This is a genomic window from Shewanella sp. 125m-1, assembly GCF_052977065.1.
Window position 1 is genome coordinate 111,768 of the sequence record NZ_JBRILT010000002.1, and the last position, 26,188, is coordinate 137,955.

The window sequence follows — 26,188 nt, forward strand, 5'->3', positions numbered from 1 at the left end:
GCTAAAGATATCTTTACAGTAAGCAGGATGTGAAATAACTGCGATCGCTAGCTAAGCGTTAAGCTAACGACGATAATGTCTACTGGTTGCATAATAATGAATACATAATAAGGAGAGAAATATGTTGGGTGAAAACCACTTGCTGACCCACGAGTTTCCAGAATACTTGTCAGCGATTATTGAGCTTAAGAGCCGCAATAAAGCATTTTGCGTGTTAGCGAAACGATATCATCAACTCGATCATCAAATTCGTGGTTTTGAAGAAAATGAAGTGCCGACCAGTGATGCGCACTTTATGGCGTTAAAGGCGGAGCGGGTGGCACTTAAGGATCAAATCTATCAGATATTAGTCGCACACTCCAAATTAGCTTAATTGTGCACTTAGCTCTAATGATTAGCTTTGATGATTAGCTTTGATGATTAGCTTTGATGATTAGCTTTGATGTGTATTAGATTAACTTAGCTTTGATGTTCAACTGCTATGCTTCCACAGCGACTTCTTATACACGGCTATATGTTATAGCCGTTAAATCGTGTTTGAATAGTGTTGAAATCTCTTTTTAATCTCACTTGAATACTCATCGCATCAGTCTGAATGCCCTTGAATGAGTCGTTCTTGCAGTACTCTTCTTAATATAACCACTCCCATTACTTATGTGAGTAAGGGAGTGATGCTCAATACCGAGGAACAAACCGTTAACGACTGACTTCGCCACTTGCTAGCGGGGCATTTGGGCTTAGCTGTTTAACTTTCTTAGGCCGCATAATCAAGTAATACATTGTTGGCACCCATACTAATGAAAGTAAGGTCGTCAGTAAGGTTCCGCCAGCTATCGCAATGGCAAAGGGCGGCCAAAAACCGCCTCCTGCAATGATTAACGGCAGGAATCCACCAATGGTTGTAATGGTCGTTGAACCGATATGGCGGCCACAGCTGGAGACAAGTTCGACAATCAAGTGGGTATCGCCATTTCGCGTGGCTGGCACCTCTTCAAGCTCGGCTAAAATGACGATAGCCGCATTAATCGCAAGCCCCATTAAACCTAATAAACCGATAATCACTGTAAAGCCAAACGGATAACCAAATGTATATACCGCGAGTAGGCCTAAGCCTGCAGACTGAATGGCGCTAAATAAAATGATCCCAGTGAGTCTAAACGAGTTGAACGACAATACTACCGTGGCCAACAGCAGAGTGATCACAAGGACCAGATTAGACATTAAGTTGCCTACCGCCTCATTACGTTTAGCACTTTCACCACCGAGCTCTAGGCGGTAGCCACTAGGCAGCTCAATTGCGTCGAGTTTAGCATTCACATTATCCACTACAGTTTGTGGTAATACGCCAGCTGTAATGTAAGCTTCAATCACGTTGACTCGCTGGCCATCACGTCTAGGGATCGCGCCGCGGCTCACCTCAATTTGACTGCTTGAAATCGCCGATAACGGGATACCAGTACCTTGACCCGACACTAGCGTGATAGCCGACAGTTTGGTTTGTTGCTCGCGGGTGCTGTCACCCAATCTAACGCGCACCGGCAGGGATTCAGTTTGCTCCAAAATACTGCCGCCTTTAATACCAGTGGTGGCCATTTCTATCTGTTTAGCGATATCGGTTAATGACAGACCGCTGATTAAGCTGGCGTCTTCATTGATCTGGAACCAGACTTTGGGCGCCCCAGCACTTAGGGTGGCACGGGTATGGATAACATCTTGAGTATCCGATAACGCTTTGCGAACTTGCTCGCCAAGTAGCTTAAGCTGGTCAAGATTGGGGCCAAAAATACGCACCTCTACAGGGGCATTAAATGGTGGACCTTGCTCGAGCTTACGCACAATAATTTGTGCGCCTGGATACTGTTTATCGAGTGAAATTTGCAGCTGAGGGATCAACTGATTTGCGGTAGCAAAATCTCGGGCTTTTACCATAGCCTGGGCATAATTACTCGCCCCTTGCTGGCGCTGTAATAGGTTGTAATAGAAAGAGGGCACATTGCCGCCGACGACCCAATCAATTCGAGTTATGCCATCCGTTTGGCGTAAGTTAGCATCGATTTTTGCCACTTGCGCTCGGGTATTGCTAATACTGGCTTGCGGAGCGAGATAGACTTCAATTTGAAACATATCTCTGTCAGATGGCGGAAAAAATTGCTCGGTCATCTTGCCTGCGGCGATAAAGCCCATCACGGGTAATACGCCGATGACCACAGCTGCTAGCAAAGGGCGTGATAACGCAAGCGTCAATGTTTGCCTAAAGGCATTGCTCATAAAGGGTAAGTTAATACCGTGGTGATACCAGTGAGTGCCTTTGCCATCAGCGCCAAAGCGGCCGGCAAGACCTGCAATAATCGTATGCGAGATAATAAAAGAGCCGAGTAAGGCAAACATGACCGAGATAGCAATGCCGCCAACAAACTCACCGGCAGCGCCAGGCATTAACACAATTGGCGCAAAGGCGAGCATGGTGGTAATGGTTGAGCCAGCTAAAGGTAACCATAGGTGCTGCAAGGTTTCTTTCACTGCACTGAGACTATCCATGCCTTTTTGGCGGCGCTGAGAGATGGCATCAACAATCACAATGGCGTTATCGACCATAATACCCAGCGCGACCACAAGACCTGTGACCGACATTTGGTGGATTGGTAGGCCAATATATTTCATACAGGCTAAGGTGAAAAGCGCGGTGAGAGGCAATGACAATGCGACTATAAGGGCATTTCTCAGTCCGAGTGTCAGCATCAACACCACTAAGATAATCACAAAGCCTAATAATAAGCTGCCCACTAAATCGCTTAGTCTATCTGTGGTGTAACCTTCTTGGTCAAATAGCCACTCAATCTCGATATTGGCAGGAATACTGCTTTGTAACTCATTAACTGACAGCCTAACTTGTTCAAGCCAAAGGTCGACACGGGTGTTACTGAGCATTCTTGCGGCGACCATCACGCCTTGTTGTTGCTCTATTAGCGCAATGCTGTTGGCGGGTTCTTTGGGTTGACGACTAATGTGTGCAATGTCACCTAAACGGATTATCTGCCCATTCTCGGTAACTTTTAACGGCACTTGGCCGATGCGTGCAATCGAGTCAAGTTCACCGGAGACTTCGATGAGCGCGCGAAAGTTGTCGTTATTGATTTCACCAGCTGACACCTTGGCATCGGCATTTTGTAAAATTTGTGCGATAGACTGCGCTGATAGGGCTAACTGGTTAACTTTATTACCGTCCAGCTGGACCAAGATCTCTTCAGTTGGTTGGCCATAGATGTTAACAAAATCGGTGCCACTGAGTAGCCGTAGCTGACTTTGCAATTCTTTAGCGTAGCGGTTAAGCATATCGGTACGCACTTCGCCGCCACCGCGCCAAACGATACCGAGTATAGCGGTATTAGCGTAACCGAGTTGGTCATCTAAGGTGGTGTTTTGCGCTGTAACGGGCAGCAGGCCTTTGGCATCGGCGATTAAATCTCGTGCTCTAGACCATACGGGCGCGGTTTCAATCACACTGTCTTTTAATTCAAGTTGGATGACAGAAATCCCGGGTCTTGATGTGGACTGCACCAGCTTTAACTCTTCAAGCCGTCTCAGCTCACTTTCAAGTTCCTCGGTAACTAATGCTTCAACTCGCTCGGCAGAGGCGCCAGGATAATGAGTGATCACCGATGCAAAGCGGTTGGTGATCTCAGGATCTTCCATACGTGGCAGGCTAGATATTGCGCCAAAGCCTGCGACAATCAGCAGGGCTATGATCAGACTGATTAGGCGTCCATTTTCAACTAATGACTTAACCATCTGCGTTACCTCGTCACGAGCTGAGTTTGGCGAGTGACCAATTGACCCGCGACCAGTTTATGTAACCCTTGTGAGACGTATTGTTCATTAGGGCTAACCGCGCCATTGATAAAGGCTTTATCTTTAGCGGTATAGATGATCTCAACATCCCGACGTTCGATGCTAAACAGTGGTTCATCAGTTTGAGTCAGGACATAAATATTCCATAATCCGCGCACACCATCGGTTAATGCACTTATCGGCACCCAATAGCCTTGATTGATGATGGTTTTATCGTAGTTTAAGTAACTTAGCTCACCGTTAATAACATTAGCGTCAGCGGGCAGAGTCAGCCTCACTTCAACTGTGCGAGTCACTGGGTTTAGCTCGGCACCAATACCAGCAATGCTTGCAGGGTAGTGTTGCTGCCTGACTCTTAAGTCGACACCTTGACCTGCCACCAAGTTATTGGCTATTTCGACTGGCACCCCTACATACGCCTGAACATTATTTTGCTCTATGATGGTGAAAACTGGGCTGCCGACACCGATGACCTCACCTAAGTTATGGCTTCGCTTGCTAATAACGCCATCAAAGGGGGCGAGTAAGTCTGACTTTTCAATTTTTAATTGGTTAGCAAGTAATGACGCATGTAAGCGATTTTTGGCTGCCAGTAAACTGCTCAGTTGGCCTTTGAGTTCATCAAGCTGCTGCTCTGATACATAGCCTTGTTGTTGCAACCCTAGGCTTCTGTCTAATGTGGCCTTAGCTAAGTCTACGTCAGCTTTGTTTTGCGAGAGACTTGCATCTAACTCATTTTTTTCAGCCATTAACAGGCGAGTATCGAGTTTTGCCAGTAGCTGGCCTTGTTTGACTCTGTCACCACTATCAACGGCTAAGGTATTAATTTTCCCCGCCAGTTCAAAACCTATACCAGTGGTGTTACCAGCACGAATGGTACCTGAAAATTCTTGAACAAATTCATAGCCCTCACTGAGATTTAACACCTCTGCATTAACAGACTGATAACTTGGCGTAGCAGCTTGCTCGACCGATGAGTCCTGGCATGCTGGCAATAGAGTGACTACAACTAAGCTAAGTAGCAGCTTACGACGAGTTATAACTCTTTTGATATTCATTACTTTCAGCCTGTATTGGTAACGCAATTTAGTGCATTAGGTTAAAAATTGGTTAAACTAGACTGCCTAGTCTAGTGATTCAAAACTAGACTGTCCAGTCCATTTGCGTGCTAAATGGACTGGGTAGTCCATCTTATGCTTAAATAGCACGAGTGATTTACCAACAAGGCCTACCGCAGGAGTGAAGCCCTTTATGAATTCACCAGTATTGAGTCGAAGTGAGCAAAAGCGTGAGCAGATCTTGCAGGCTGCAAAAGATCTCTTTTGCGAGCAGGGTTTTCCCAATACCAGCATGGATGAAGTGGCTAAGTTAGCGGGGGTGTCGAAACAAACGGTGTACTCTCATTTTGGCTGTAAAGACGATCTCTTCGTTGCATCGATTGAGTCTAAGTGCCTAGTACATGGGGTCAATCAAGAGTTGTTGTCAGATCCATCAACGCCAGAGGCCAGCTTATCTTTGTTTGCCAAACACTTTGGCGAGGTGATAACCAGCCCCGAAGCTGTCACCGTTTTTAAAGCTTGCGTGTCACAAGCTGACTCGCACCCAGAGATCTCACAGTTATTCTATAGCGCGGGGCCTAAGCATATTTTAGGTTTATTGCGAGACTATTTAACACGGGTTTCTACACTTGGTGTGTATGAGTTCAATCATCCTCAGCATTGCGCGGTGCGCCTTTGTTTGATGATTTTTGGTGAGGTACGTATGAGACTTGATCTTGGCTTAGACGTGAGTGATTTACTTGCCGAACGTGAGCAGTACATTAACGAGACGGTAGAGATGTTCTTAAGGGCTTATAAAGTCAGTTAAGGATAAATAACAAGGCGCTTTAGCTCTTTGTTATTAGGGTCGTTCCGCTTTAGTAATAACCGAGCCATTGCGATGAGTGCTCGTGATGAACTAATGCTATGAACGAATGCTATAAACGATTAATTAGATACAAAATGATCCTGTAGCTAAGCTTTATCGTAAGGTAGAGTTGCAATGAACTAGTGTTATTACATGTTGCCTGAATAATGATTAGCTAATGGAGTTAGCAATATGAAAAAGCCTCTGGCAGTGAGCGTACTTGCCTTATCAACATTGATTGTGTCCCCAACAGTATTAGCTAAAGAGAACGGGAAACCATCATCTTATCGACCGAGCCCTTTTACATTAAGTGCTTCAAGGATAACAACGGGCACAGCATCTGTTGGTGATGACGGTAATGAGTTACAGCGTGACCAGTGGATGTTTGATTTTAAAGCTAATATGCGCCTCAGTAAGCAGTGGTCGATAGGTGCGGGTGTTGGTTATGATAATTTAGATTATGATTGGCGCTCGGCACGTCTAAAAGATAGCACTCAAACCTGGGATAAGATTGAACGTTACAAAGCGAGTTTATCTCTCTCTTATCGTCCCAACAAAAACTGGATGTTCATGCTTGCGCCAAAGTTGCAGTATGCATATGCCGACAGCGCATCATCGAGTAATGCACAAAGTTATGGTGCCGTGTTATCCGGTATGTATCGTTTTGACTCGGGAAATGTATTAGGTATTGGGGTCGCGTATCTGAATGATATTGATGAAGTTAGAACCGTACCGTTTATTGCAGTTAACTGGCAGATCACTGAAAACTTGAAACTCGGAAATCCATTCTCAGCAGGTTTTAGTGGACCGGCAGGCTTAGAGCTTAGCTATCAGCTGGCATCTGATTGGAACGTCGGCCTTGGGGCATCTAAACGCACTAATCGTTTCTTAATTGCCGATAAACAAAATACTGCAGAAATTGACGAGTGGGTAAGCTTTGCAAGAGTCGGCTGGGATATCTCGCGCTCTGTAAGCGTTAATGCCTATGCGGGGTATTTCTTTAATGGTGAGTTAGAGCTCAATCCGCAAAACAGTGTTGAGGATATCGACAACCAAGGCGCAGCCGCCCTGGATGTCACATTTAAGTTTTAACTATTTATCGTCTACAAGTGGCTGCTATTGGCCCAGCATGGCTTCTTTCAAGCTGTTCTGGGCAGGCTCTTTACCTAACCAGATCTTTAGCAATGCCTGACGAAAGTCTTCACCCGCAATGGTTGCTTGAGCTTGACCATTTTTGTACGCGGTGACGCCGGTAGCTTTATCGGCTAATAAGGTAAATTGGTCATCTTCAACAATTTCAGCGCTAAATAGCCCCATAAATTGCTCGATTTGAGCGGCTATTGGCGTGGTATTGCCGTCAGTTGCATCAGAAAAACCTTCGGTGATGGCATCTTTCATCTTATCGGCGGTGATCATACCCGAAGTGATATTAAGACGAACGGCAGCGCTTGGCGCATCAAGTACCGCTTGGGCAGAGTCGAGGGCTGTTGGCACATATAAGCTGCCAACATACAAGTCGATAAAGAACTTACTGCGCACACCTGCGCCATTGAGCACCAATGTTTGGCTGGCGATATTGATTGAGTCATCTAACTGAACGCCAGAAACCTCTTTAGCCTGCAATGACGATGAAACCAACACACTGGTTGCTAATAATAGGGTCGAAATGAACTTCATAATAACCTCGAAATGGTAGGTAACGGCCGGCAATTAGCCACGAGAACCTAACTGGAACTGACCATTTTGGTGAAATAGTGCTGTCTGCTTTTGCTTTGCAGAGATCAGCAGTGGACCATCATCAAAGAACAGGAAAGACTTCCAGTTACGCACAAATACATCCCAGCGAGTTTCAATCACTTGGTACTTGTCGTAACAGAAATATACGGGGGCGTCGTCAGCCCAATCAAAATGCTCGCTAAAACCTTCAGGTAAAGCAGGATCTTCACTATCCCAAGCACTTTGCCAGTGTTCGGTTAACACCCAAGCAGTGTCTTTAGCTGCCCAGTCACCTTTAGTGAACTGTTCTGTGCGGCTACTTTTGTTGCTTATCCACTTATTCCAAACTTCCATTGATGACTTCTGATCAAGCGGCAAAATAAGCGCCTTGTCTTCATCGGTAACAGGAAGGTCTTTATGATTAAAAATCCATTTACGTTTGTATTGTTCAAATGGAATATAAGTATGTGCCACAGAGCCTCTCTTGAAACGGTATTTTAGGTGAGAACGGCGGCATTATACCTTGCAAGAGACAGCAATAGCAGCGGCATGAATGTTTTTTTATTACAGCTTATGAATATTTAAGTAGAAAGGGGAAGTGAGTGAGTTGTAGGCTATACGTAAGCCTCAATATTACTGAAGCTTTCGGCTAAAATTAACTATTTTGTAAGCCAAGTCGACAATGTGCCTTTATATCTGCTTCGCAAATATCGACAATTAGTATAGTATGCGCCACCCAAAAAATTCACGGTAAACCTCCTTGCTGACAACGCAAACTAACGCTCTATACACCGACCTGTCTGGTTATTATGATTTGATGTGTGCCGATATTAACTATCAAGCACAAAGTGACTGCATTCGCCGTCTGCATCAATTATTCGGCAATAGAGGCGTCCGCCATCTCGACTTAGCCTGTGGTACAGGTCCCCATGTTCAATATTTTATTGAAAATGGATTTCAAAGTAGCGGCCTAGATATCAATCAGCCGATGCTCGATATTGCTAAGCTACGTTGCCCTGAAGCCGATTTTGTGTGTCATGACATGGCCAATTTCACGGTCGATGAGCCATTAGACTTGATCACCTGTTTTCTGTATTCCATCCACTACAGCGATGGTATTGAAAAACTGAAAGAGTGCATTAGCAGCGTACATCGTGCGTTAGCAACGGGCGGTATGTTTTGTTTTAACGCCGTAAAAAAGACCCGAATAGACAACAGCTCAGTGGTTAGCCATAGCGCAGCTCATGAAGACAGTCAGTTTGTGTTTAGCTCAGGTTGGTATTACTCGGGTGACGGTGAAAAACAGGCGCTTAAACTCAGCATTCAAAAAACAACCGGTGATATCACCCAGTCTTGGCAAGATGAACACCCTATGGTCGCGGTCGGATTTGCACAATTGCAGCAGTTACTGCAGCCTTACTTTGAAGTGCATATCCTTGAACATGACTACGACAGGCTGACGCCTTGGGATGGCATTTCAGGCAACGCTATTTTTGCCTGTGTGAAAATCTAGTCATCGCGATAATATTCGCCGCGCAGTATTATTTGAGCAAACTTAAATGAAAAATGATCCTGCGCGTAAAGCAGAACGTGAATAGATAAAGTGCATGCTCAAAGCCCCATCGTAAACAACCGACTTAGCTTAAGCTTGTTTAATCTAGCGAAATTTTATTTTAGATACTGAAACGTTTAAGACGGTAGTGCTTATTGAATTGCATATACAAATGAGTGTATATGGTCTCCCCACAGGAAAGCTTTGACGACATTAATTAAAATAGATGAAAGTTAACGAATCTTTATTTATCAATATCTTACGGTGTTATCTTGAGTTTTGACTTTAATCAAAATTACTGTAAATTGATAAAAGTTATCTCCTATGGCGGCACATAGGCGGCACAGGATTCGAGGTTAAGTCTTTATGGATAAAGAAATTAGTTTCACAAAACGTTTTTTCGAGCAGTTAGAGCCTCTTGAAAAAAGGTATAGAATTCAAGATTCTAACCACAGAGACTCTGTAAAAGGGCTCATTCTTGAGATAATGCCCTCAGGCAGCAAGTTTTTTCGCTTTCGCCGCAAGCGATTAGGGCGGGACGTTTCAGTTACTTTTGGTGAGTTTCCTAACCTCACTATTGAGAACGCCAGAAAACTGGCAAAACAAACTGCGGTAGAGCTTTCAGAGGGAGTTAACCCTAACGAGGCTAAGCGTGAACAAAAGCGAGAAGCCGAATTAGAACGCGAGCTGTCTATGACGGTTCAAGAGCTTTTCGATGTGTTTGAGGTCGAGTTTAAGCTAAAAGTTAAGACCAATGAACGGCGACCAAAATCCCTACGAGATATTCAATCACTCTGGAAAGCCCATCTTCAACCTAGAGTAGCCGATCTGCAAGTTGGCGATATAAGCCCACTCGATGCTAATAATCTACTTAAAAAAATCCTCATTAGTAAATCGGTACCAATCCGCAATAAATGCCTGTCGTTAATGAAGTCGATGTTTAACGAGCAAGAACCGAATCCCTTTGCCAAGATCAAAAAACTCGCAGATGTAAAACGCGAACGTGTGCTGAGCAAGCTTGAAGTTAAAAACCTGCTTGAAGCCCTCAACCATGAAGAGCAAATCTATCAAGATGTGATTAAGTTTCTACTGCTGACTGGTCAACGTAAAAGCTGTGTATTTGCTATGGAGTGGCGCGAAGTGGATCATGAGCGCGGTGTATGGATAATTCCAACCAGTAAAATGAAGGCCAAAAGACCTCATGCAGTGCCATTAACGGTTGAGGTGATGGATATTCTTAAACGCCGAAGTGCACAAGCCGAGCGAGGCGAAAAATACGTTTTCCCTGCTAATCGTAGTCTTACAGGGCACATCACCGAAAAGTCAGGTAAGGGCAGCTTTTGGTGGCGCATAACGACACGGGCAGGTTTGCGTAGTGATGATTCAACAAAAGAGAGTAAAGAGCAAAACGTCACTATTCATGATCTGCGGCGAACCATTGCCAGTTGGAGCGTCATGCGTGGCGGCAACATTCAAATGACCAGTAAGCTGCTAGGTCACAGTGATATCAGTATTACTGCTAGTACTTATGCTCACTTAGATATTGAGCAGGTAAGGGCTGAGCTTGGGATTACTACGGCAGAACTGATGGGATTGAATGTGACTGAGTCTAAAGTGGATAAGCTGGTGAAAGAGATAGAACAGCTCTCTGAGGAGGAAAAGAGAGAGCTGCTTAGTAGGCTTTAAGCGCTTGTATTTTTAGGGGAACTGATGAGTTCCAAATTATGCGTTATCTCTTTGTTAATTATTGTTTTATTTATCATGCGCTTAGTGTCGGAAAATGCGATTAAAAGCTTTAAGAATACTAATGCTAGAAAAGCTGATATTGCCCCAAACCCGTAGAGAAATATTAATAATGGTGTTTGCAATGGGGATAAATGTCCATATACAAAAATGACAGCTGCAATTACACCGAAAGCAATGTATAGCCCGAATAAGGAAACTCTTTCAAGCCTCCTAGCCCTTTTGTGTGTATATTTTTCTTTGAAAGAAAAACCTGAGCTATCGTCTGATATCTCTAAGTAATTAGCTTGTGCGCTATAGTCCTTAATATGCCTAAACGCAGTGGGGGTTTGAACAAACCACTGGATTTCGTCAAGCGTCAATTCTCTTGATATTATACAGCTTAAAGCTACATGCATTGATGCTATGTTTTGACTACAAGTCCCTTGGCTGAGTAACTCTCTCACGTCTTTATAGATCTCATATTCTTTTATGCTGTTGCTTAGTTTATTTGAGAAGTAGGTATGCAATGCCATTACGACTCCAGCTAAACCAGCGATAATTGTAACAATCGCTCCTATCTCTTTTGAATACTCCAAAATTTACTCCTTTATGATCAATTTTTGAAAGTAATAATTGCTGTAAATATATGGCATTACGTTACTATGAGTACGGAAATTTAGCCATATTGTTTGTAAATAAAACAAGCTACCGTGTTCATTCATGAATTACGGCAAACCATAGCCCAAATGGAGTGTCTTGCGTTGTGGCAATATTCAGATGACAAGTAAGCTTTTATGGAATAAACACCTGACATAGATAGGGATTTAAACAAAAGCTAGTATCACCGCCAGCACTTATGCCCACTTGGATATTGAACAGGTGAGGGCGGAACTTGGCATTACCACGGCAGAACTGATGGGGTTGAATGTGATGGAGTCGAAAGTGGACAGGTTAGTGAAGGAGATACAACAGCTCTCAGAGGAGGAAAGGAGAGAGCTGTTTGATAAATTGAAGAACAATGCACTATCTGTCTGAGAGCTCTAGAACCCTATTAAAAGGCTTGCAATTCTTATTAGTTTTTAATCCACAATTTAAAAATCTAAAATATTTTTTTGGAAGTGAACAATATCTAGTTATAAGGTTCATGCCTTCTAAATCTATATCGTCAAAACTTTGCAACTTACCTTTGTATGATAAGTGTTCATATAAGGCCTCAATTGAAATTTTATCCTTTAACATGGTTCTTAATAATGTTTTATCTTTATCTGATAGTTTTCTTGTAGTTCCAAAAAAGGTATTCTGAGACATATCCCTTCCATGTATAACTTCCAGTTTTATTTCGGTATTAATGATTTTGACTAACTCAGACTTTATTCTGGTAATTGCTTTTTCTGAATAAAGGACTGTGCAAATATTTATTTTCCTTATTTTTTTAAAGGTTTCTAGTAATGCTTTGTGGTCACTATCACTGCATTCGAAATAATTTGAATTTTTAGCTGGTTTTATTCCTGATAAATAGTGTTTTAAAGCTGTTATTATCTGGCTTCCTGAAATAATTACATCTGTAATTAAAGTTACTTCGTTTTTAGAGCTATCAATGGATAAAGGACTGAAAGAGGACACGTTTCTGCCTAGTTCATTGTCTTTAAATAGAATTCTATGAGTACCATTAAAATCATCTACTTTCTTGATAAGGAATAAATTACTGCCGCTAGCATCCATCTGCTTTATTTTCTCTATGAAGCTTGATATTTCAGACGATTTCATCACTTCGTGTGCACTAATTAATGTAGTCAAAGGTTGATGAAATTTATGCGGTAACCTTATTAGCCAGTCGGTTAGTATTTTTTCGGCTTCAAATATTTCAATTCCTCTGTGATGCTGTATTACCTCAGCGGCTAAATCAAAGTTACTTAATGATGATATCTTTGATTCATCTTTTAAAGATACAGGGTAACTAGAGATGCAACCATCCAAATTTATTATTTTTTCATACCTTTTCTCTATATCAATGAAAATTGAACTTATTGAACTGTTCACTGATAAAATATAGAGAGTTTTATTATGTACATAAGTGTAGGTGTGATCAGTAGAACGAAGTAAATTTATGTGCTTTAATTCAAACTGTGTTATTTCTTGTGATGTAGGATTAATTATTCTGGTGTTATCAAAGTCGAAATCAATAGATTTTAATTTCACCCGTTTAGATAGAGGTGAGCCGTTTATTTCGTTTAGTTCGAAATCAGAGATCGTGATGTTTGCATTTCCAAGCTCACTGTTAAATAAAATATCCTCCAGCGTATTTTGATAGTGAATAAAGTCTTTATACAGAAAGAACGCTAAAGATTCAGATGACTCATTAATTATAAGCTGTAAAGACTCAACTATTGTTTTAATTAGCGAGCATGGAGTTGCTTTGCTTAAATGCATTGAGGTATTCACAGCAAAGATGTGTTTATCACAAAAGTCTTTATTGAATTTCGCGTATTGCTCTGAAAAAATATCAATTCTTTTAGCTGGCTCGATGGTTGAGAGGCAAAGGTAAAGCGATGCGGCTAATGCTATATCGTAACTAAACTCTGTTTCATCAAAGTTGGCGTCGCAGATTTGTGAGTAAAGTTTGATTATGAAAGTGTCTTTGTTAATTGTCTTTAATAAATTATTTAAGTATTTTTCATAAACTAGCTTGGCATTTTTATCATAAGAAGATATGTGTTTAAAATAACAATCTATAAAGTTGGCGTTTGTATTTTCAAATGAGGTGACATTGTTAAATTCGTCTTCGAATATTATTTTCGAATGATAACAAAAGTCAATTGAAAAAACTGATGATTTATCTACATTAAATACTCTTTCCGCACAGTATATACTTGGGTATACACTGACGTTTTTATGTTCATTAATTATTTCAAGTAGGAATTTTATCTTTTCTGAAAATATTTTTCTTGATAATTTATTTTTAAGTGAAATCAGAGTTTCATTTGAATGTTCAACTAAGTTTTCATAATAATCATCAATAATTAAAGGTGACGCGTTTTTGTTTATGAACAAGTTACTAGGTTTTCTTAATAAAACTGTATTCTCTTTTTTAAGGCAAATAACACCGTTTTCAATTATATTTCTTTCAAACCACTTTTTATTTGAGTGAGGGAATATGGATACTTGCTGATTATCAATTAACCAATTATAAAATTCTGACCGTCCTTTTAACTCTTGTAATTTTTCATCAATATCAATGTTGTCTTTGTTGGGGTTATCTAGTGTTAGATAAACTAATAGAGTGTTATGATATTTTTCAAAAATACCATTATCATCGCTTATCCCTCGAAATAAATTACCATCAACTATTGATGATATAACCCAATTTGCTTTTCCGTTGTCAATACTCAATAAATCTAATTTGTTCAACCAGTTGGCTGAAGGTGCCTTAATGTTAACATCTGAGTTAGAGTTAAAAATGTTAACGCAAAACTCCCACATAGACTCAACTAAATCAGTAGAGTTATTTTTATCAGAAATCGTGAATAAACAGATTAAAAAATAAAACTTGTATGCAGTCGATGGATCTATAAATTCTATTTCACTTGCCTTGTGAATATCTAGACGACCCTCATCTTTTTCTGTAGATAATTTTGCATAAAATAGATTCGATATGTCATTTATCTGTTTTTCAGATACATGCTCATTGAAGGTGATAGTGAAAATCACCTTTATGAAAGTTGTTAAAGACTTTATTTCGTTTATAGAAGTGTTTAAGTGGGACAGTAATTCATCATCTATAAAGGCTTCTCGTGTATTAGAACAGGACTCAAGAACAGATATGTAGTATTTAGGTGGTATGTTTTTTGTAGTTATTTTACAGTTGAAAAATGTTTTCATGTAGGCCAAGTGTTCAAAAACAATATCAGAAGTAGATAACTTGTTTTCAATTTTTTCAATAATGCCTTTTAACAATGAACCATTTGTTCTATTTATCTCTATAGCTGAAATTATAGAGCTCGTTAATACTTCAGATTGAAGAGGAGTGAAAGAATCTATCTCGAAGATTAGTTCCCAGCCATCATTCATTTCTAATATGAAGTTAAATATATTCTTGAATAAGCTACCTCTACCTATTTCTGATTTTATCGCTGGTTTAACCTGTTCATTTTTTAATGGTGTGAGTTCCTTTACTCCACTTAAATGAGAAAATATAAATGATAAGTCATCTTGGCAAGAGTCAGACTGTATCAAGTTTACAAACTCTTCAACAGCCATTTCTTTTTGTTTGTCACTAGATGTAACAAATCTTTTTGATACTTGATCTACAGAATATTTTGATTGAGATCTATATGATTCAAAATCATCATGAAATCTCGATATACTAGAAATTGTAGTTTTCTCTATATTTATTTCTAGTTTCATCAAAGATAACTTTTCTTCTAGTTCTTTTAATAAAGCATTAGCATTCTCTTCTGTTTTAGTTATAAAGAATATATCATCGACATATCGTTGGTATAATGATATTTCTCCTGCTGCTAACTTTTTTTGGAATTCATTGTCTATGTCATTTAAGTAAATTTCAGCAAAATATCGAGCGTAAGCAGGTCCTTGAGGTAAGCCAACTTTAGAACCAACAATATCTTCTGTTAAAAAAAACAATGCATCTAGGCATTTCTTATAACTATCTTTTGCTTCTTCTTTTAGTGATACATATTTTGCTGATATGTCTTCGTTACCATCGCCAAGTAATAATCTCTTAAGATTATCATGAGGAATGTTGTTATAAAAACTCTTTATGTCTGTTTTTACTATGTAATAATTTCGCTCTAAAGGGTTTTCTAGGGAACTATTGATATTTGATATGAATTTCAACCACAGGTACAACCAAGGCTTATAGATGTAACCGCCTGAAAAACCCTTGTTTATTTGGTATCCGTGAGAGTTGTTATTTATTTTTATGTCTAAGAAATACGATATTTGCTTCAAGATACAGGATGTGGCTACTCTTAAATTTGAGCCTAAACTGATTAGTTCTCTTGTTTTTTTATTTTCATTTCTAATGTGTTTATAATATTTATATTCTTTAGAGCCTGAAATAAAGTTTATTATATAGTTCAATAACTCTTTGCTGTTTTTATTATCTAGCTCTTCAATTATTGTTTTTGATTGGACTTCATCATTCATAAACAGGTAGTTAACTTCTGCTATTCTTGTTATTTCAACATCCTGAGTTGAGATATCAAACCTAGCATCTGTATATGTTAAATATTTTGGAATGCATAGCTTTATAATATCCTCAATCGAAAGTTTTTTTTCAAATTTTACTTTTAAAATTCTTTCAATTAAATCTTGAGATGGGAAGTTAAAGTTTCTTAATGAGTTAATTGCTTTTGTAGTTATTTCTTTATTGTAGTTTTCTGTGGTTTTGAATATTTCATGTAATAGAGTGTTACTTAGCTCTTTGTTATTCTTGCTGTATACGTTGCATAATATTCCTACTATTAACATCCTTTCTTTGTGGCTTATTGGTGTTTTTTTAATTATCTTAGATGAAAGCTTTGATAGAATCTCACTTTCACTCCAATGTGACAATAATTCATCTAAGCTAAATCCACTCTTTTGTACTTGAATGTTTTTTATTCTATTGTGATTATCATTTTCAATGAAATAATCTTCAAAAAAAACTCCTAAATTTTTTTCTATATTTGATTTGTTCGTTGGTTTATGCCTATTAAGAATTTTTAAACTATCATTAATTAGTTCTATTGATAATTCTTTGTGATTTACTGGATTTTTTATTTCAACAGTGGAAGATATTAAATAAGAATAAACACCAGACTTTTTATGCTTCGATAGTGGCATTTTTACGCCTGAACCAACACCGCCTGATGGGGTTGCTGAATGAGGAAATAAATCAATTCCGATTAAATTTTCATCATACTCTAGTGCTGTTTTGCCTAATATTTCCTGCTGAATATCATATCCAGTCCTGTAATTAGTCGGTTCATTAAATGTGATCCATACATGGTATCCTCTGTTTCCAGAGAATTCTAATAAGTATGGCAGTTCTATTTCATCGAGTTGATTACAGAATGCCGTTACTGCTCTTACTAACTCATCTGATGCTTTACTTCTTAAGTCATTTTCTAAATTAGATTTAAGTATATCGAAGTCAAAACAGATCCATTTTATTGTAAGGTTTAGATTTCTTTGGTAGATAGCGATAGAAGCACTATTTTTTAATTGTGTTTCGATAAGCTCACTATTAACTAGTCCTGACCTTTTTCGATACGAACCATCATCCATCTGCTCTACAAAGTATCCTTGATCTGTAGCAAATATTTCACAGATCTTTTCAGCTAATTTGGAATACATACTAACCTACCTTAAATTCACATTATTCAATAATATACTGTTTATCTAAGGTTTTCTATTGAGAGTTCAACTTGCTACGTACACTTATTGACAGGACTCCAAGTTAACAGCGTTAGGCAAAAGCTTAGGAGCAGGAGACTGAAATAAAGTCCATTCGTGAACTCGGGTAATGATCTCCACTCCTAGGCACACAATGCCTTTGAGTTGGGTGATAAGCTCATCCCCATAACGGTTTGTCTTGTACTCTCTATGTGCGCTTTCTAGCTTTAAATTATTATCGCTTTCTAGCTTTGTATATGCGCTTGCTCGCTTCATATTACAGTCACTCTCACGCTCTATACATGAGCTTGCTAGCTTAGGTTTACATGTGCTTTCAGGCTGGTTACTTGTCTTTATTGCGGGATGAGTTTCGGCAATGCCTACAATTGGCGCAGGTTTGCTTGATTTAACGCTTTCAAGAATTTCGGCATTATTTTCGGCATTGATTGCGGAAATGGCTAAGTTTGTTTGCTGGATACTTTCGGGAATACTATGTTGATCAACCTTAGATTCGCTCTGGGGATTGCGGGAATTTGTATGGTAGGTTTGCTGCTTGATTTGCTGAACGTTGCTGTTTACTGCTTGAGTACTTTTATCATTCTTTTTTTGCACATAGAGTGGCCTGATTAATTGCTCTGTGCGTTTACAGAAAACGCCGCCCATAAGTTCGGTATATTTGTTCCAGTTGGACTCGTCAGCGGCTTGCCTGATCTCTTCGACCCAGTGCATGGATTTGTCTTTGATTGCAGTTAATCTTCTAAGCTCTCGCCATTGAGTGACGCCAACGCCGCCAATTTGCTGAAACTGACGTATACCCCAGCAAGAAGCCCACACTTTAATGCGAACTGCTGAGGTTACGGCTTCTTTGCCGTATGAGTCGTGATCTATGCCTTCACCGTCAATGTTCTTTGAAACGTACTTAACCACATAGCCCGTTGCCGAGCCTTTATTGGGGTCAATATACTCAACCTTAAAACGGCGCTCTTTAGCGCCGTGTTCGTCTCCGTCTTCCTCTAGGCAATATTGCGCAAAGGTATCGACTAAGGTTTGTTGCTGCTCAGTTGGGATGAACAGCAATAGATGCCAATGCGGAGTCCCGTCATGGTGTGGTTCGGCAATGCGGAAACCAAACGGAGTGATCTTGTCTCGATTGAGTGAAGCGCGTATACGTTGAAAGGTACGATTTAGATAATCTTGTGCATCGAGTGGCGTAGCGCCGTTCCAGTTGGGATTAGCATCGCCTGATTTTGAATAGCTCCTGTGATACTTAGATGGTGTTGTCATGGTAAGAAAGAGGGCTGAATAGCCCTTATCTTTGGCGTAGTCTTCAAAGCCACGTATACGAACCATAAGTTCGGCTTTGCGTATGGCTGGGTTTGAAACATTGAGCTTTGAAAGTTCAGCAAGGCTCATGCTGAACTCATCTTCATTGGTGGCAATAGTGCGCTCTAATAATTCCTGATTACTTTGCCACTGCTTCTTAAATGCCTCTACCGTTATGTTGCTGGCATAAATGCCCTTATGTTTATTCACTTGATTCAGCAAGCGAGAAATAGTCTCTATCTGTCTGTTATGTAGTTTGCGTAGCTTTGGTTTCCACCAAGACTCATCATTTGCCCGTAACAGCACGCCACGCACTTTGGCGTGTTCAATCTCCGTTAAGGTATCATTTTCAAGATTGTTGAGTATTGTCGCTGTGAGTTTTGGCGGCGAGATTTGATAACACTGCATATAATGCACAATCGCGAGGTAGGTTCTTTTTAGACCTTGTGTGCGCTCGTTGGCTGAAATCTTAACGCAGCTACGAGCATGGCGTTTTGCATTGGCTTTATGATCCTTGTCTTCAACATTGACGCTATAGAAGCGGCTATCTTTGCCAAGAATCTTCGCGATTGATTTTGTAAGCGATAACACCGACAAGTTTGCCTCTCGTCTTGTCGGCCATTTTTTGTATTGTTGGAGTATCGCTTTTTTGTGAGGGGAGGGAAGCCCATAAAGCCTCCCTTTTAACCACTCTTTGTCGTGCTCATGAATTTCAGGCATCGACACGACCTCCATTATTGGCAAGCCATGTGTGTCCCTTTTGATTGAGCGTTACTCGTTGCCAATGTATCCCCATTACATAATGGGATTATTCAGCAATAAAGCCTCGCGCCTTTAATTTAAACAGGGTTCGTTTTTGAAAGTGCCCGTTACAGCTCTCGTTATAGTTTTCATAGCCTGTCATTTTTCCAAGATCGGCACAGACCTCAATACAAACATCAATACTGTGGCCTTGGGCTAACCAGTTTATTAACTCAACTTGCTCTTTAGTGAAGGCGGCCATTATTTGCCTCCTTCTTTTTTAGTCGAAGTTTGCGTTACGTTAACGGGCTGAGTCTTGTTAACGGTACCAGCTTCGTTAACGAGTTCAGTACCCATTAACGGGTACATTGGTTCTAATTTGGTTGCTGTACCCGTTAACGGTTTTATTACTGCTGGTTTTGATATGACGTTAATGGTTTCAACTGACCCTGAAATAAATGCAAGTTGCACAATGAAGGTCATAGGGAGAACTCTATAACATAAGAGCTTAAAGAGTGTGTTCATAAACCCTCCCTTCGATAAAGCTTTCAACATCACTTTGGCGGTACATCACACGGCGACCGACTTTGATAAAGCTAAGGGGATAGCGGCCAGTACAGCGCCAGACTGAAAGGGTTCCGATAGTGACTCCTAAGAAGTCAGAAACCTGAGAGGGGGTAAGAAGTGTATTCATGTTAACTCCGATTAGTTTGTATTCGTCGGAGTCAACAATATGATCAGATGATTAGTGTGTATTCACGTTACAGGGTGTGAAAGTACCTTCACAGGGTGTGAAGGTGATCTTAAGACCTACAGCCCATTTTTGTATTTTCGACATTTTTGGCATCGTTAAGACTTTTTATAAATTCTTCAAAACTTAAAGGAATAGACATGCTATCAAAATTAGGGTGTTTTCTTATTTGGTCTAGCGAAAGTCTTGCACAGATAGATAGTCTGTATTGAAATCCATTTAGCTTACTTTTATCACAGACAAAATCAGAACTTTCTTTTAAACCGTTTAGACAGGCGCGATAATTCATATTTAGGAAAGAAGCTCTCAAATGAATATAGTCTCCTTTATAAAGCATAAAATCACTGTCAAGAAACAGGTTTAGTTCATCCAGTTTTTCCTCGAAGTCAATGATGTCTATTTTTTCCTTGTAGACTGAGTTTGAAAGGTATGAAGTTCGCTCTAATAATTCTTGGTAAACAGGCTTAGCTTCTTGGTAACGTATTTCTCGCCATTTTAATTCATGACCTACGAAGTATTGATAAGCTGCAAAACTAAATGCACAGACAGGACCTATTAAAACTAACCACTTCAAAACAATGGCTTCATTTTTTAGGAGTTTTTCTATCATTTATATATTTCCTTAACCACGTTTCGATTGTTCTTGGTGCTTGATAATCGCTGGTAAAGCGGTATCCAATTGATTCACCATATTTTGCTACTTGAGAGACGATTAGTTGTGATGCTTGATGTGGGTTTTTGTAATCTCCTTCGAGATAACGCTTTATCGCAAAAGCTTTTACTTTATCTGATTTTTCGAACCGTTTATCTCGACCAGATTTTCCAGCTTTTGAAGAGGCTTCAATATGACCTCTATGTTTTGTTATATCAGTTCTAAGGGCTTGGTAGCCTTGATTGCTATCAATGAATTGACGTTGAGTAAATAACTTAAATAGTAATTTGGCAGGTTTAGTCATTCCAGCTAACTGACAAGCTATTGCAGCATGGATAAGTTCGGCGCTTTCTTTCGGTATATCTTCCGCTAGTGTTGAAAAGGCTAACCGCTCTTCTTGGGGGAAAGCCTCTTCTAGTGTAGGGGCGTTGGCAAATTTTCTAATCTCTTCTATATCGTCACAAGGTTCTGAATCAAGCATCGAGTCAAACATGATATTAAATACATCGGCTGCTTCTTGTTGTTCAGCTTCGAGTATCGATTGGCCTTGCTCAATTTTTGCGACCTCTTTTGCTAACGTGGCTTCACTGGTTCCCTCGGGTAAGTGAGCCTTTACTTGTGAGTCTGTTTGAGTAAGTGCTTCAAGCTTTTGTAAGCTATCTATGAACTTTTGCTTCGATTCAGGGTTTGGAATATCGGGAGAGTTGAGCAGTGAGGCTAATTGTTTCCGTTCAGCTTCAGGCATGTTAGGAGCGAGTTGCTCCAACTTGGTGTCGAGATCGTGTTTTGGTTCTGGTTTAAAATTGCCGAGCGGGGTGTTGACCGATTCTTGACTGCTCATGTAATACGACTTCCATGTTATCTCGTATAAAGAAAACTATTAGAAATGACGTGAAAAGTCTACAACAGAGGTTAACGCAGTAAAATGGAGGTTATTCTAAAAGGTTATAAAAAACGGTTAAAAATAAATTTCGAAAAAACCGTGTTCCTATGGCGGCACATAGGCGGCACAGAAACTGATTAAATTTTTAAGTGGCTGATAAGTTTAGGTAAAAAGGCTTATCTGGTCTCCCCACAGGGACTCGAACCCCGATCGATCGCTTAGGAGGCGACTGCTCTATCCTGTTGAGCTATAGGGAGACGATGCTGATTATACTGGTTTTACACTAGATGAAAAGAGCTGATGAAAAGTCTTTAAATTTAGTTGCTTAATAAATGTTCTGCGGCTGAGCATTTTGCAGGCTAATCCCATTTATTTAGTGATTAACCTGCAATTTACGCCAGTAATGTTAGCCAGTCATTTTAGTGCAGGCTTAAGCCTGCTCCAGTTATAGCTTTATCGCCAAGTCATTAATTTGAATATTGAGCGATGCGGCGATGCCATCTAATACCGCTGTAGCACTTTCTTCTGTCACTTGATCTATGGTGATGGTCGCTTTACTTTTTCCTGCCACCGCGCGCATGTTATCGAGTCTATCGGGCATATTTTGCTGCAATACTAGTTGAAGCGTGTCACCGACTCGAATGCCGTGGCGTCTGCCTAGGTTGAGGATAATCCTATCGGCCTGTTTAGATACCACCTGACCGAGTAGTGGGCGGCAATTTAAGCTGTTATCTAAATCATTGCTAACTTGAGCCAAAATTTGATCAATTACCTGGCCGTAGTCAGAACTCCAGAAACTGGTGCTATTAGAGTTAACCGTTTGCTGGCGCTGAAACTCCCATTCTGCCGCTTGGCTGTATTGTTGACTCCAGACTTTCTCGCCGCTAATACCATGAAAGAGCGATACTCGAATTTGAAAATTACGCATGGGGTCGTTGTCCCACAGCCCAAGGGTACTGGTGAAATCTTCAGTTGATATATCGATGATCTCTGGCAGCAGAATATATTGGCTGTCTGTTATCTCACTCAACCAGCTAGGTAAGCGATAGCCACGCACATCAATTAAAGCTTGGTCTATGTCTAAACGCTCATTGGCATGGGTCAGTGGAAAGCTACTGTTAGAGTGTTGCTCTAGCGTGAAGGCTAAACGCTCTGACAGGTTTTGCTCGAACAGACCAATATTGCCGACTCTAAGCTGGGTTCTGTCTTTGATTAATGCCTGGGGGATTAAAATGGCCGCTTTAAGCTGGCTACTTTGGCAAGTGTCGTTGAGCGGTTCAATGATATCGATACGAACATTGACGGTGATTTCATTGTTTTCAATACGCTCACTGATAAGTTCAACATTTTGGCTTTGCGCCTGATGTGCCATGGCAAAAGTGTCATTGATTAATTGGCCGTTACTGACGGTTTGTTGGCTACTAAAGCGTGCACCCGACTGTAACGTGGCATAACTTACGGCTTGGTGAATGGCGTTTTCTCTTGCTTGAGTGACGTTGTTATCGGTAATTTTTGCTTGGCCACTGGCAGTGATCCACTTGGCTTGTGCTGGCAACGTGACAACGGATGACATTAAGCACACGAGTGCTGTGATTGAATATAGCGCTGGTTTCATCTTACCTGTCCAGTTTTCGAGAAATTGATGGCATGGTTATTGTGCATAGTTACTCTGCATATTTGTTTGACATAGCTTTTTGCATAGCTTTGTGCCGGATAACTGACAAACCTGCCTTTTAGCAATGAGTTAAGCAATTAACGTGCCTGTATCGGCAGATTTGTGGCTATCCTTTAGCAGGAGTACTCGATGATTTTTTATTAACAGCTGTGTAGAAGAGGACACTGAGCTAGGTCTGAGAAGTTTAGGGCCAAAATAGATAAAGTTTTGGGCTGCTTTGCCGATATGAATTTAATAGCATTTATGCGTACGGATAAGGTCGGAACGATTGCTGCAACTCGCTGTAGTGATTAACGTCTGATAGGAAGTTTAAACATGTATAAGCCCATTATTTTTCTATCTTTACTGCTGACTTTCGGCTGTGCAAGCACCGAGGGCGATAATCCCGCTGAGCAGCAGATGGCTAACGGTTATGGTTTGCCGCATACCGCTGCGATAAATCATTTGTCTCAACAGATGGCCAATGAACTGGTTCGGCAAAACGACAGCTTGCGCCCAAATCAGCCATTGCTGGTGGCAACCCCGGTATTGGTATCAGATATGACATTGACCAATGCGCTTGCTTTGCAATATCAACAAGGTTTGATTGCGGCGTTACATGATCATCAGTTCAATTTAGTTGATATTAATGTCAGTGATGCCCTTAAGGTCACTGCTGATGGTGAGTTTATTATGAGTCGTGATTGGCAGCAATTGTCCTCAGACTTACCGGTTGAGAATGTGGTGGTTTCGACGATGAGTTTATCGACCCAAGGGGTGGCAATTAATAGCCGAATCGTCAATGTGACTAATAACCGTGTGGTATCGGCGGCGCAAGGTTTTGTTAATGCCGCTGCGATGCCTGGTTATATTCGCGTTTCAGAAAAGGTAGTGTCAGAAAATGGGTTACTTTATCGCAATAACCAAGGCGGGCTGCAATCGGTGAAAATAGTAGGGGATAAATAGATGAAAGCCGTTATTTTATGTGCCGCGTTAACCCTTTGTGCATGCTCGGCACAAGACCGCTATGTGCAGTATGAAACAGAGGCACCACGCTCTTTTCCCAAGTTGAGCGCAATCGGTTATGCACCGCTGGACACTCAACCTGCAGCTGAACATTCTCAGCGTGTATTAATGGCAATGCAAGCCTCGAAAATTGCGGCGTATCGCGAACTTGCAGAGCAGGTTTATGGTCAACAATTGAGTGCAAGTAGCCAGATGAGTGACTGGATGTTATCTAGTGATGAAATTCAAGCGTCTGTATCGGGCGTTATTCGTGGTGCTAAAATAGTAAAAAGTTATCCTGCTGGTGAGCATTATGTGACGGAACTAGAGTTAGATTTTGAGCAAGTATGGGCACTATATCAGCAGCAACACCGCTCGCAACGAGTGAAAGAAATTACGTATTTTTAAGGGGCAGGGCGTTCGCAGGCTCACTTCGAGGACGCTTCGCTTCTAGGTCCTAGGAAAAACGCAAGAAAAGTCAAAAGCTTGCATTGGTTTTATTTATGCAATTGCTTTGATCTTTATGCTTTGCTAGAACCTAGAACCTAGAACCTAGAACCTAGAACCTAGAACCTAGAACCTAGAACCTAGAACCTAGAACCTAGAACCTTCTTTTTTCGTAGGTCGGCATTAATGCCGTCGTTTTTCTTTTCCTTAAGCGAAGCGCTCCGTAGTGACCTTCAATTAAATTAAACAGTCACGTGCCGTAAGGCCGAAGGCCGTTCGTCTTCGCGTTTCCCGTCTTAGCTTTAACCTAGTACCTGCCTTTCCTCGTACCTTCTTTATAAAGTAGGTCGGCCTTTATGCCGTCAGTTTTGAAGTGATACGTAAGCTTTGATGGGCTAAAGCCCAAGCTACAGCTCAAGCTACAATTGCGATGATACGTTATGTTAGTTGTTACGGTGGGCTCTGTAATGTCTAGGCTCTTTGCTTTTGTATAAGCGAAGCGTTCTGTAGTGACCTTCAATTAAATTAAACAGTCATGTGCCGTAAGGCCGAAGGCCGTTCGTCTTCGCGTTTCCTGTCTTAGCTTTAACCTAGGATCTAGAAGTCGCAACGCGACGCTCTCGAAGTGACATTCAATTGAGACAAAGTCACGTCCTCGCAGCGAAGCGTCCTTTATTTAAAACCGTTAAGCTTTTAAATTATTTCCAAGCGTTGAAATACTAGAGGTTTTTCCTTTGCCATCGTAAGTTAGGCTCGACGCATTTCGGCTTACCTGTAGCGCTTGTGAGAATCGATTTAAGCTGGCTAAACTTAATTCAATCAGTGACTCATTTTCAGCATTGAGTTGTTGGCACTCGGCTAATAAGACTTTGGTGTCGGTCACTTGTGTAGATAATGTAGGATCGGTTTTTAATAAGGCTAGATCAGGCTGAACGGCAATCATCTCATCATTTTGTTTAAGGCTAGCCAATAGGTTTGCCTTAGTGCTGGCTAACGACAACAAAACATCGGCTTGCTGAGCATGCAAGGCTTGTTTTTCTTGGCTAATAACCGCGTTTAGCTCAGTCAACACTTGGTGTTGTGAGCTAAGGAGTTGAGATAAATTTGTCATAATGGCCTTGTTAATTTTCGCTCTATTGAGTTCGCTGCTTTGACCCGTTATGTCCTACTTTGCACATAAGCTAGCACATAGCGCTTACTTTAAATCTTTAAGATCATTTTCAAAGTTTGCGATGTTACTTGCAAGCTTATCTGGATCGATTTTGTAACGCCCTTCGGCAATTGCGGCTTTAATTTCGTCTACTTTCTTTTGGTCTATTTCTGGCATGTCAGCCATCTTAGTTTGTACATTTTGGATCTGTTGAGCCTGTGCGGTAATCGACACCGAGTCGCCTTTCTGTGCGGCGGGAGTGGGTGTTGTTGGCGCAGTTTGTGCTGATGTTGCTTTGGTACTCGCACCCGTACTAATTCGCGTATTGGCGTGAGGGTTTACTTGTTTAATATCAATAGCCATTTTGAAATCCAACAGTTAAAAAAGAGTTTCTTACCCATGCTATCGGCAGCATCACTGGTTACTTTAGGACTTTTTA

At 40.8% G+C, this 26,188-nt stretch carries 22 protein-coding genes and 1 tRNA gene; 7 read left to right on the forward strand and 16 right to left on the reverse strand.

Translation table 11 applies throughout. From position 1 onward, the window contains the following. The first annotated feature begins 121 nt into the window (after positions 1-121). Complete coding sequence (locus ACVBIK_RS01605) at positions 122-373, forward strand: YdcH family protein (protein WP_447161457.1); 252 nt, start codon at positions 122-124, stop codon at positions 371-373. A 323-nt stretch (positions 374-696) separates the two neighbouring features. Here ACVBIK_RS01605 and ACVBIK_RS01610 read toward each other — a convergent pair whose 3' ends face one another. Further along, positions 697-3,789 carry an efflux RND transporter permease subunit gene (locus ACVBIK_RS01610; protein ID WP_447168915.1) on the reverse strand — a complete coding sequence of 1,031 codons (3,093 nt, stop codon included), beginning with the start codon at positions 3,787-3,789 and terminating at the stop codon, positions 697-699. A 5-nt stretch (positions 3,790-3,794) separates the two neighbouring features. Next, positions 3,795-4,907, reverse strand: coding sequence for an efflux RND transporter periplasmic adaptor subunit (locus ACVBIK_RS01615; protein ID WP_447161455.1), 1,113 nt, complete (start codon positions 4,905-4,907; stop codon positions 3,795-3,797). 193 nt (positions 4,908-5,100) lie between these two features. On the opposite strand from ACVBIK_RS01615, the gene ACVBIK_RS01620 reads away from it, so the two are divergent. Both ACVBIK_RS01620 and ACVBIK_RS01625 read left to right on the forward strand, forming a co-directional pair. Next, positions 5,101-5,715 (forward strand): TetR/AcrR family transcriptional regulator, encoded by a 615-nt coding sequence (locus ACVBIK_RS01620; protein WP_447161454.1) that lies wholly within the window; start codon positions 5,101-5,103, stop codon positions 5,713-5,715. Positions 5,716-5,946: 231 nt separating this feature from the next. Further along, the gene (locus ACVBIK_RS01625) at positions 5,947-6,846 is read left to right on the forward strand and encodes an autotransporter outer membrane beta-barrel domain-containing protein (RefSeq protein ID WP_447161453.1); all 900 of its coding nucleotides are present in this window, start codon (positions 5,947-5,949) and stop codon (positions 6,844-6,846) included. A gap of 24 nt (positions 6,847-6,870) precedes the next feature. Here the strand turns inward: ACVBIK_RS01625 and ACVBIK_RS01630 are convergent, their stop codons facing one another. Further along, complete coding sequence (locus ACVBIK_RS01630) at positions 6,871-7,431, reverse strand: chalcone isomerase family protein (RefSeq protein WP_447168916.1); 561 nt, start codon at positions 7,429-7,431, stop codon at positions 6,871-6,873. 33 nt (positions 7,432-7,464) lie between these two features. Continuing rightward, on the reverse strand, positions 7,465-7,944 hold the full coding sequence (locus tag ACVBIK_RS01635) for a DUF2947 domain-containing protein (protein WP_447163907.1): 480 nt from the start codon (positions 7,942-7,944) through the stop codon (positions 7,465-7,467). A 286-nt stretch (positions 7,945-8,230) separates the two neighbouring features. Between ACVBIK_RS01635 and ACVBIK_RS01640 the strand changes: the two genes are divergently transcribed. Together ACVBIK_RS01640 and ACVBIK_RS01645 are read left to right on the forward strand one after the other, a co-directional pair. Continuing rightward, positions 8,231-8,983: a class I SAM-dependent DNA methyltransferase gene (locus ACVBIK_RS01640; protein WP_447168917.1), complete on the forward strand. Its 753-nt coding sequence runs from the start codon at positions 8,231-8,233 to the stop codon at positions 8,981-8,983. Positions 8,984-9,388: 405 nt separating this feature from the next. Next, the gene (locus tag ACVBIK_RS01645) at positions 9,389-10,708 is read left to right on the forward strand and encodes a tyrosine-type recombinase/integrase (protein WP_447168918.1); all 1,320 of its coding nucleotides are present in this window, start codon (positions 9,389-9,391) and stop codon (positions 10,706-10,708) included. Here ACVBIK_RS01645 and ACVBIK_RS01650 read toward each other — a convergent pair. The 10 genes from ACVBIK_RS01650 to ACVBIK_RS01695 form a co-directional block, all read right to left on the reverse strand. After that, entirely contained in the window at positions 10,705-11,343 is a 639-nt protein-coding gene (locus tag ACVBIK_RS01650) for a hypothetical protein (RefSeq protein ID WP_447168919.1), read from the reverse strand. The two genes, ACVBIK_RS01645 and ACVBIK_RS01650, sit on opposite strands and share 4 nt — an antisense overlap. Positions 11,344-11,770: 427 nt before the next feature. Then, the gene (locus ACVBIK_RS01655) at positions 11,771-17,104 is read right to left on the reverse strand and encodes a reverse transcriptase domain-containing protein (RefSeq protein WP_447168920.1); all 5,334 of its coding nucleotides are present in this window, start codon (positions 17,102-17,104) and stop codon (positions 11,771-11,773) included. An 84-nt stretch (positions 17,105-17,188) separates the two neighbouring features. Beyond that, the gene (locus ACVBIK_RS01660; RefSeq protein WP_447168921.1) at positions 17,189-19,186 is read right to left on the reverse strand and encodes a replication endonuclease; all 1,998 of its coding nucleotides are present in this window, start codon (positions 19,184-19,186) and stop codon (positions 17,189-17,191) included. Positions 19,187-19,274: 88 nt separating this feature from the next. Further along, the gene (locus tag ACVBIK_RS01665; RefSeq protein WP_447168922.1) at positions 19,275-19,469 is read right to left on the reverse strand and encodes a hypothetical protein; all 195 of its coding nucleotides are present in this window, start codon (positions 19,467-19,469) and stop codon (positions 19,275-19,277) included. After that, entirely contained in the window at positions 19,469-19,690 is a 222-nt protein-coding gene (locus ACVBIK_RS01670; protein ID WP_447168923.1) for a hypothetical protein, read from the reverse strand. Before ACVBIK_RS01670 ends, ACVBIK_RS01665 begins: the two co-directional genes overlap by 1 nt. Positions 19,691-19,715: 25 nt before the next feature. Continuing rightward, the gene (locus tag ACVBIK_RS01675) at positions 19,716-19,901 is read right to left on the reverse strand and encodes a helix-turn-helix domain-containing protein (RefSeq protein WP_220768767.1); all 186 of its coding nucleotides are present in this window, start codon (positions 19,899-19,901) and stop codon (positions 19,716-19,718) included. Positions 19,902-20,010: 109 nt separating this feature from the next. After that, on the reverse strand, positions 20,011-20,568 hold the full coding sequence (locus tag ACVBIK_RS01680) for a hypothetical protein (RefSeq protein ID WP_447168924.1): 558 nt from the start codon (positions 20,566-20,568) through the stop codon (positions 20,011-20,013). Next, positions 20,543-21,355: a hypothetical protein gene (locus tag ACVBIK_RS01685; RefSeq protein ID WP_447168925.1), complete on the reverse strand. Its 813-nt coding sequence runs from the start codon at positions 21,353-21,355 to the stop codon at positions 20,543-20,545. The genes ACVBIK_RS01680 and ACVBIK_RS01685 overlap by 26 nt, the downstream gene beginning before the upstream one ends. Before the next feature lie 319 nt (positions 21,356-21,674). Then, positions 21,675-21,750 (reverse strand) — tRNA-Arg (locus ACVBIK_RS01690). A 188-nt stretch (positions 21,751-21,938) separates the two neighbouring features. Beyond that, positions 21,939-23,108, reverse strand: coding sequence for a flagellar assembly protein FlgT (locus tag ACVBIK_RS01695; protein WP_447161438.1), 1,170 nt, complete (start codon positions 23,106-23,108; stop codon positions 21,939-21,941). Between the two features lie 375 nt (positions 23,109-23,483). Here ACVBIK_RS01695 and ACVBIK_RS01700 point away from each other — a divergent pair, with 375 nt between their 5' ends. After that, positions 23,484-24,113 (forward strand): FlgO family outer membrane protein, encoded by a 630-nt coding sequence (locus tag ACVBIK_RS01700; protein ID WP_447168926.1) that lies wholly within the window; start codon positions 23,484-23,486, stop codon positions 24,111-24,113. Further along, entirely contained in the window at positions 24,114-24,560 is a 447-nt protein-coding gene (locus ACVBIK_RS01705) for an LPP20 family lipoprotein (RefSeq protein WP_447161436.1), read from the forward strand. Positions 24,561-25,284: 724 nt separating this feature from the next. Here the strand turns inward: ACVBIK_RS01705 and ACVBIK_RS01710 are convergent. Together ACVBIK_RS01710 and flgM are read right to left on the reverse strand one after the other, a co-directional pair. Beyond that, the gene (locus tag ACVBIK_RS01710; RefSeq protein ID WP_447161435.1) at positions 25,285-25,710 is read right to left on the reverse strand and encodes a flagella synthesis protein FlgN; all 426 of its coding nucleotides are present in this window, start codon (positions 25,708-25,710) and stop codon (positions 25,285-25,287) included. Positions 25,711-25,794: 84 nt separating this feature from the next. After that, the gene (gene flgM, locus ACVBIK_RS01715) at positions 25,795-26,112 is read right to left on the reverse strand and encodes a flagellar biosynthesis anti-sigma factor FlgM (RefSeq protein ID WP_447161434.1); all 318 of its coding nucleotides are present in this window, start codon (positions 26,110-26,112) and stop codon (positions 25,795-25,797) included. Between the last annotated feature and the right edge of the window lie 76 nt (positions 26,113-26,188).

What these genes read in the sequence shown, in the direction of transcription:
- ACVBIK_RS01605 (WP_447161457.1), top strand. Translation starts at nt 122, where the DNA reads ATGTTGGGTGAAAACCACTTGCTGACCCACGAGTTTCCAGAATACTTG.
- ACVBIK_RS01695 (WP_447161438.1), bottom strand. Translation starts at nt 23,108, where the DNA reads ATGAAACCAGCGCTATATTCAATCACAGCACTCGTGTGCTTAATGTCA.
- ACVBIK_RS01610 (WP_447168915.1), bottom strand. Translation starts at nt 3,789, where the DNA reads ATGGTTAAGTCATTAGTTGAAAATGGACGCCTAATCAGTCTGATCATA.
- ACVBIK_RS01670 (WP_447168923.1), bottom strand. Translation starts at nt 19,690, where the DNA reads ATGACCTTCATTGTGCAACTTGCATTTATTTCAGGGTCAGTTGAAACC.
- ACVBIK_RS01675 (WP_220768767.1), bottom strand. Translation starts at nt 19,901, where the DNA reads ATGAATACACTTCTTACCCCCTCTCAGGTTTCTGACTTCTTAGGAGTC.
- ACVBIK_RS01660 (WP_447168921.1), bottom strand. Translation starts at nt 19,186, where the DNA reads ATGCCTGAAATTCATGAGCACGACAAAGAGTGGTTAAAAGGGAGGCTT.
- ACVBIK_RS01710 (WP_447161435.1), bottom strand. Translation starts at nt 25,710, where the DNA reads ATGACAAATTTATCTCAACTCCTTAGCTCACAACACCAAGTGTTGACT.
- ACVBIK_RS01645 (WP_447168918.1), top strand. Translation starts at nt 9,389, where the DNA reads ATGGATAAAGAAATTAGTTTCACAAAACGTTTTTTCGAGCAGTTAGAG.
- ACVBIK_RS01700 (WP_447168926.1), top strand. Translation starts at nt 23,484, where the DNA reads ATGTATAAGCCCATTATTTTTCTATCTTTACTGCTGACTTTCGGCTGT.
- ACVBIK_RS01665 (WP_447168922.1), bottom strand. Translation starts at nt 19,469, where the DNA reads ATGGCCGCCTTCACTAAAGAGCAAGTTGAGTTAATAAACTGGTTAGCC.
- ACVBIK_RS01655 (WP_447168920.1), bottom strand. Translation starts at nt 17,104, where the DNA reads ATGTATTCCAAATTAGCTGAAAAGATCTGTGAAATATTTGCTACAGAT.
- ACVBIK_RS01615 (WP_447161455.1), bottom strand. Translation starts at nt 4,907, where the DNA reads ATGAATATCAAAAGAGTTATAACTCGTCGTAAGCTGCTACTTAGCTTA.
- ACVBIK_RS01625 (WP_447161453.1), top strand. Translation starts at nt 5,947, where the DNA reads ATGAAAAAGCCTCTGGCAGTGAGCGTACTTGCCTTATCAACATTGATT.
- ACVBIK_RS01680 (WP_447168924.1), bottom strand. Translation starts at nt 20,568, where the DNA reads ATGATAGAAAAACTCCTAAAAAATGAAGCCATTGTTTTGAAGTGGTTA.
- ACVBIK_RS01685 (WP_447168925.1), bottom strand. Translation starts at nt 21,355, where the DNA reads ATGCCTGAAGCTGAACGGAAACAATTAGCCTCACTGCTCAACTCTCCC.
- ACVBIK_RS01630 (WP_447168916.1), bottom strand. Translation starts at nt 7,431, where the DNA reads ATGAAGTTCATTTCGACCCTATTATTAGCAACCAGTGTGTTGGTTTCA.
- flgM (WP_447161434.1), bottom strand. Translation starts at nt 26,112, where the DNA reads ATGGCTATTGATATTAAACAAGTAAACCCTCACGCCAATACGCGAATT.
- ACVBIK_RS01705 (WP_447161436.1), top strand. Translation starts at nt 24,114, where the DNA reads ATGAAAGCCGTTATTTTATGTGCCGCGTTAACCCTTTGTGCATGCTCG.
- ACVBIK_RS01620 (WP_447161454.1), top strand. Translation starts at nt 5,101, where the DNA reads ATGAATTCACCAGTATTGAGTCGAAGTGAGCAAAAGCGTGAGCAGATC.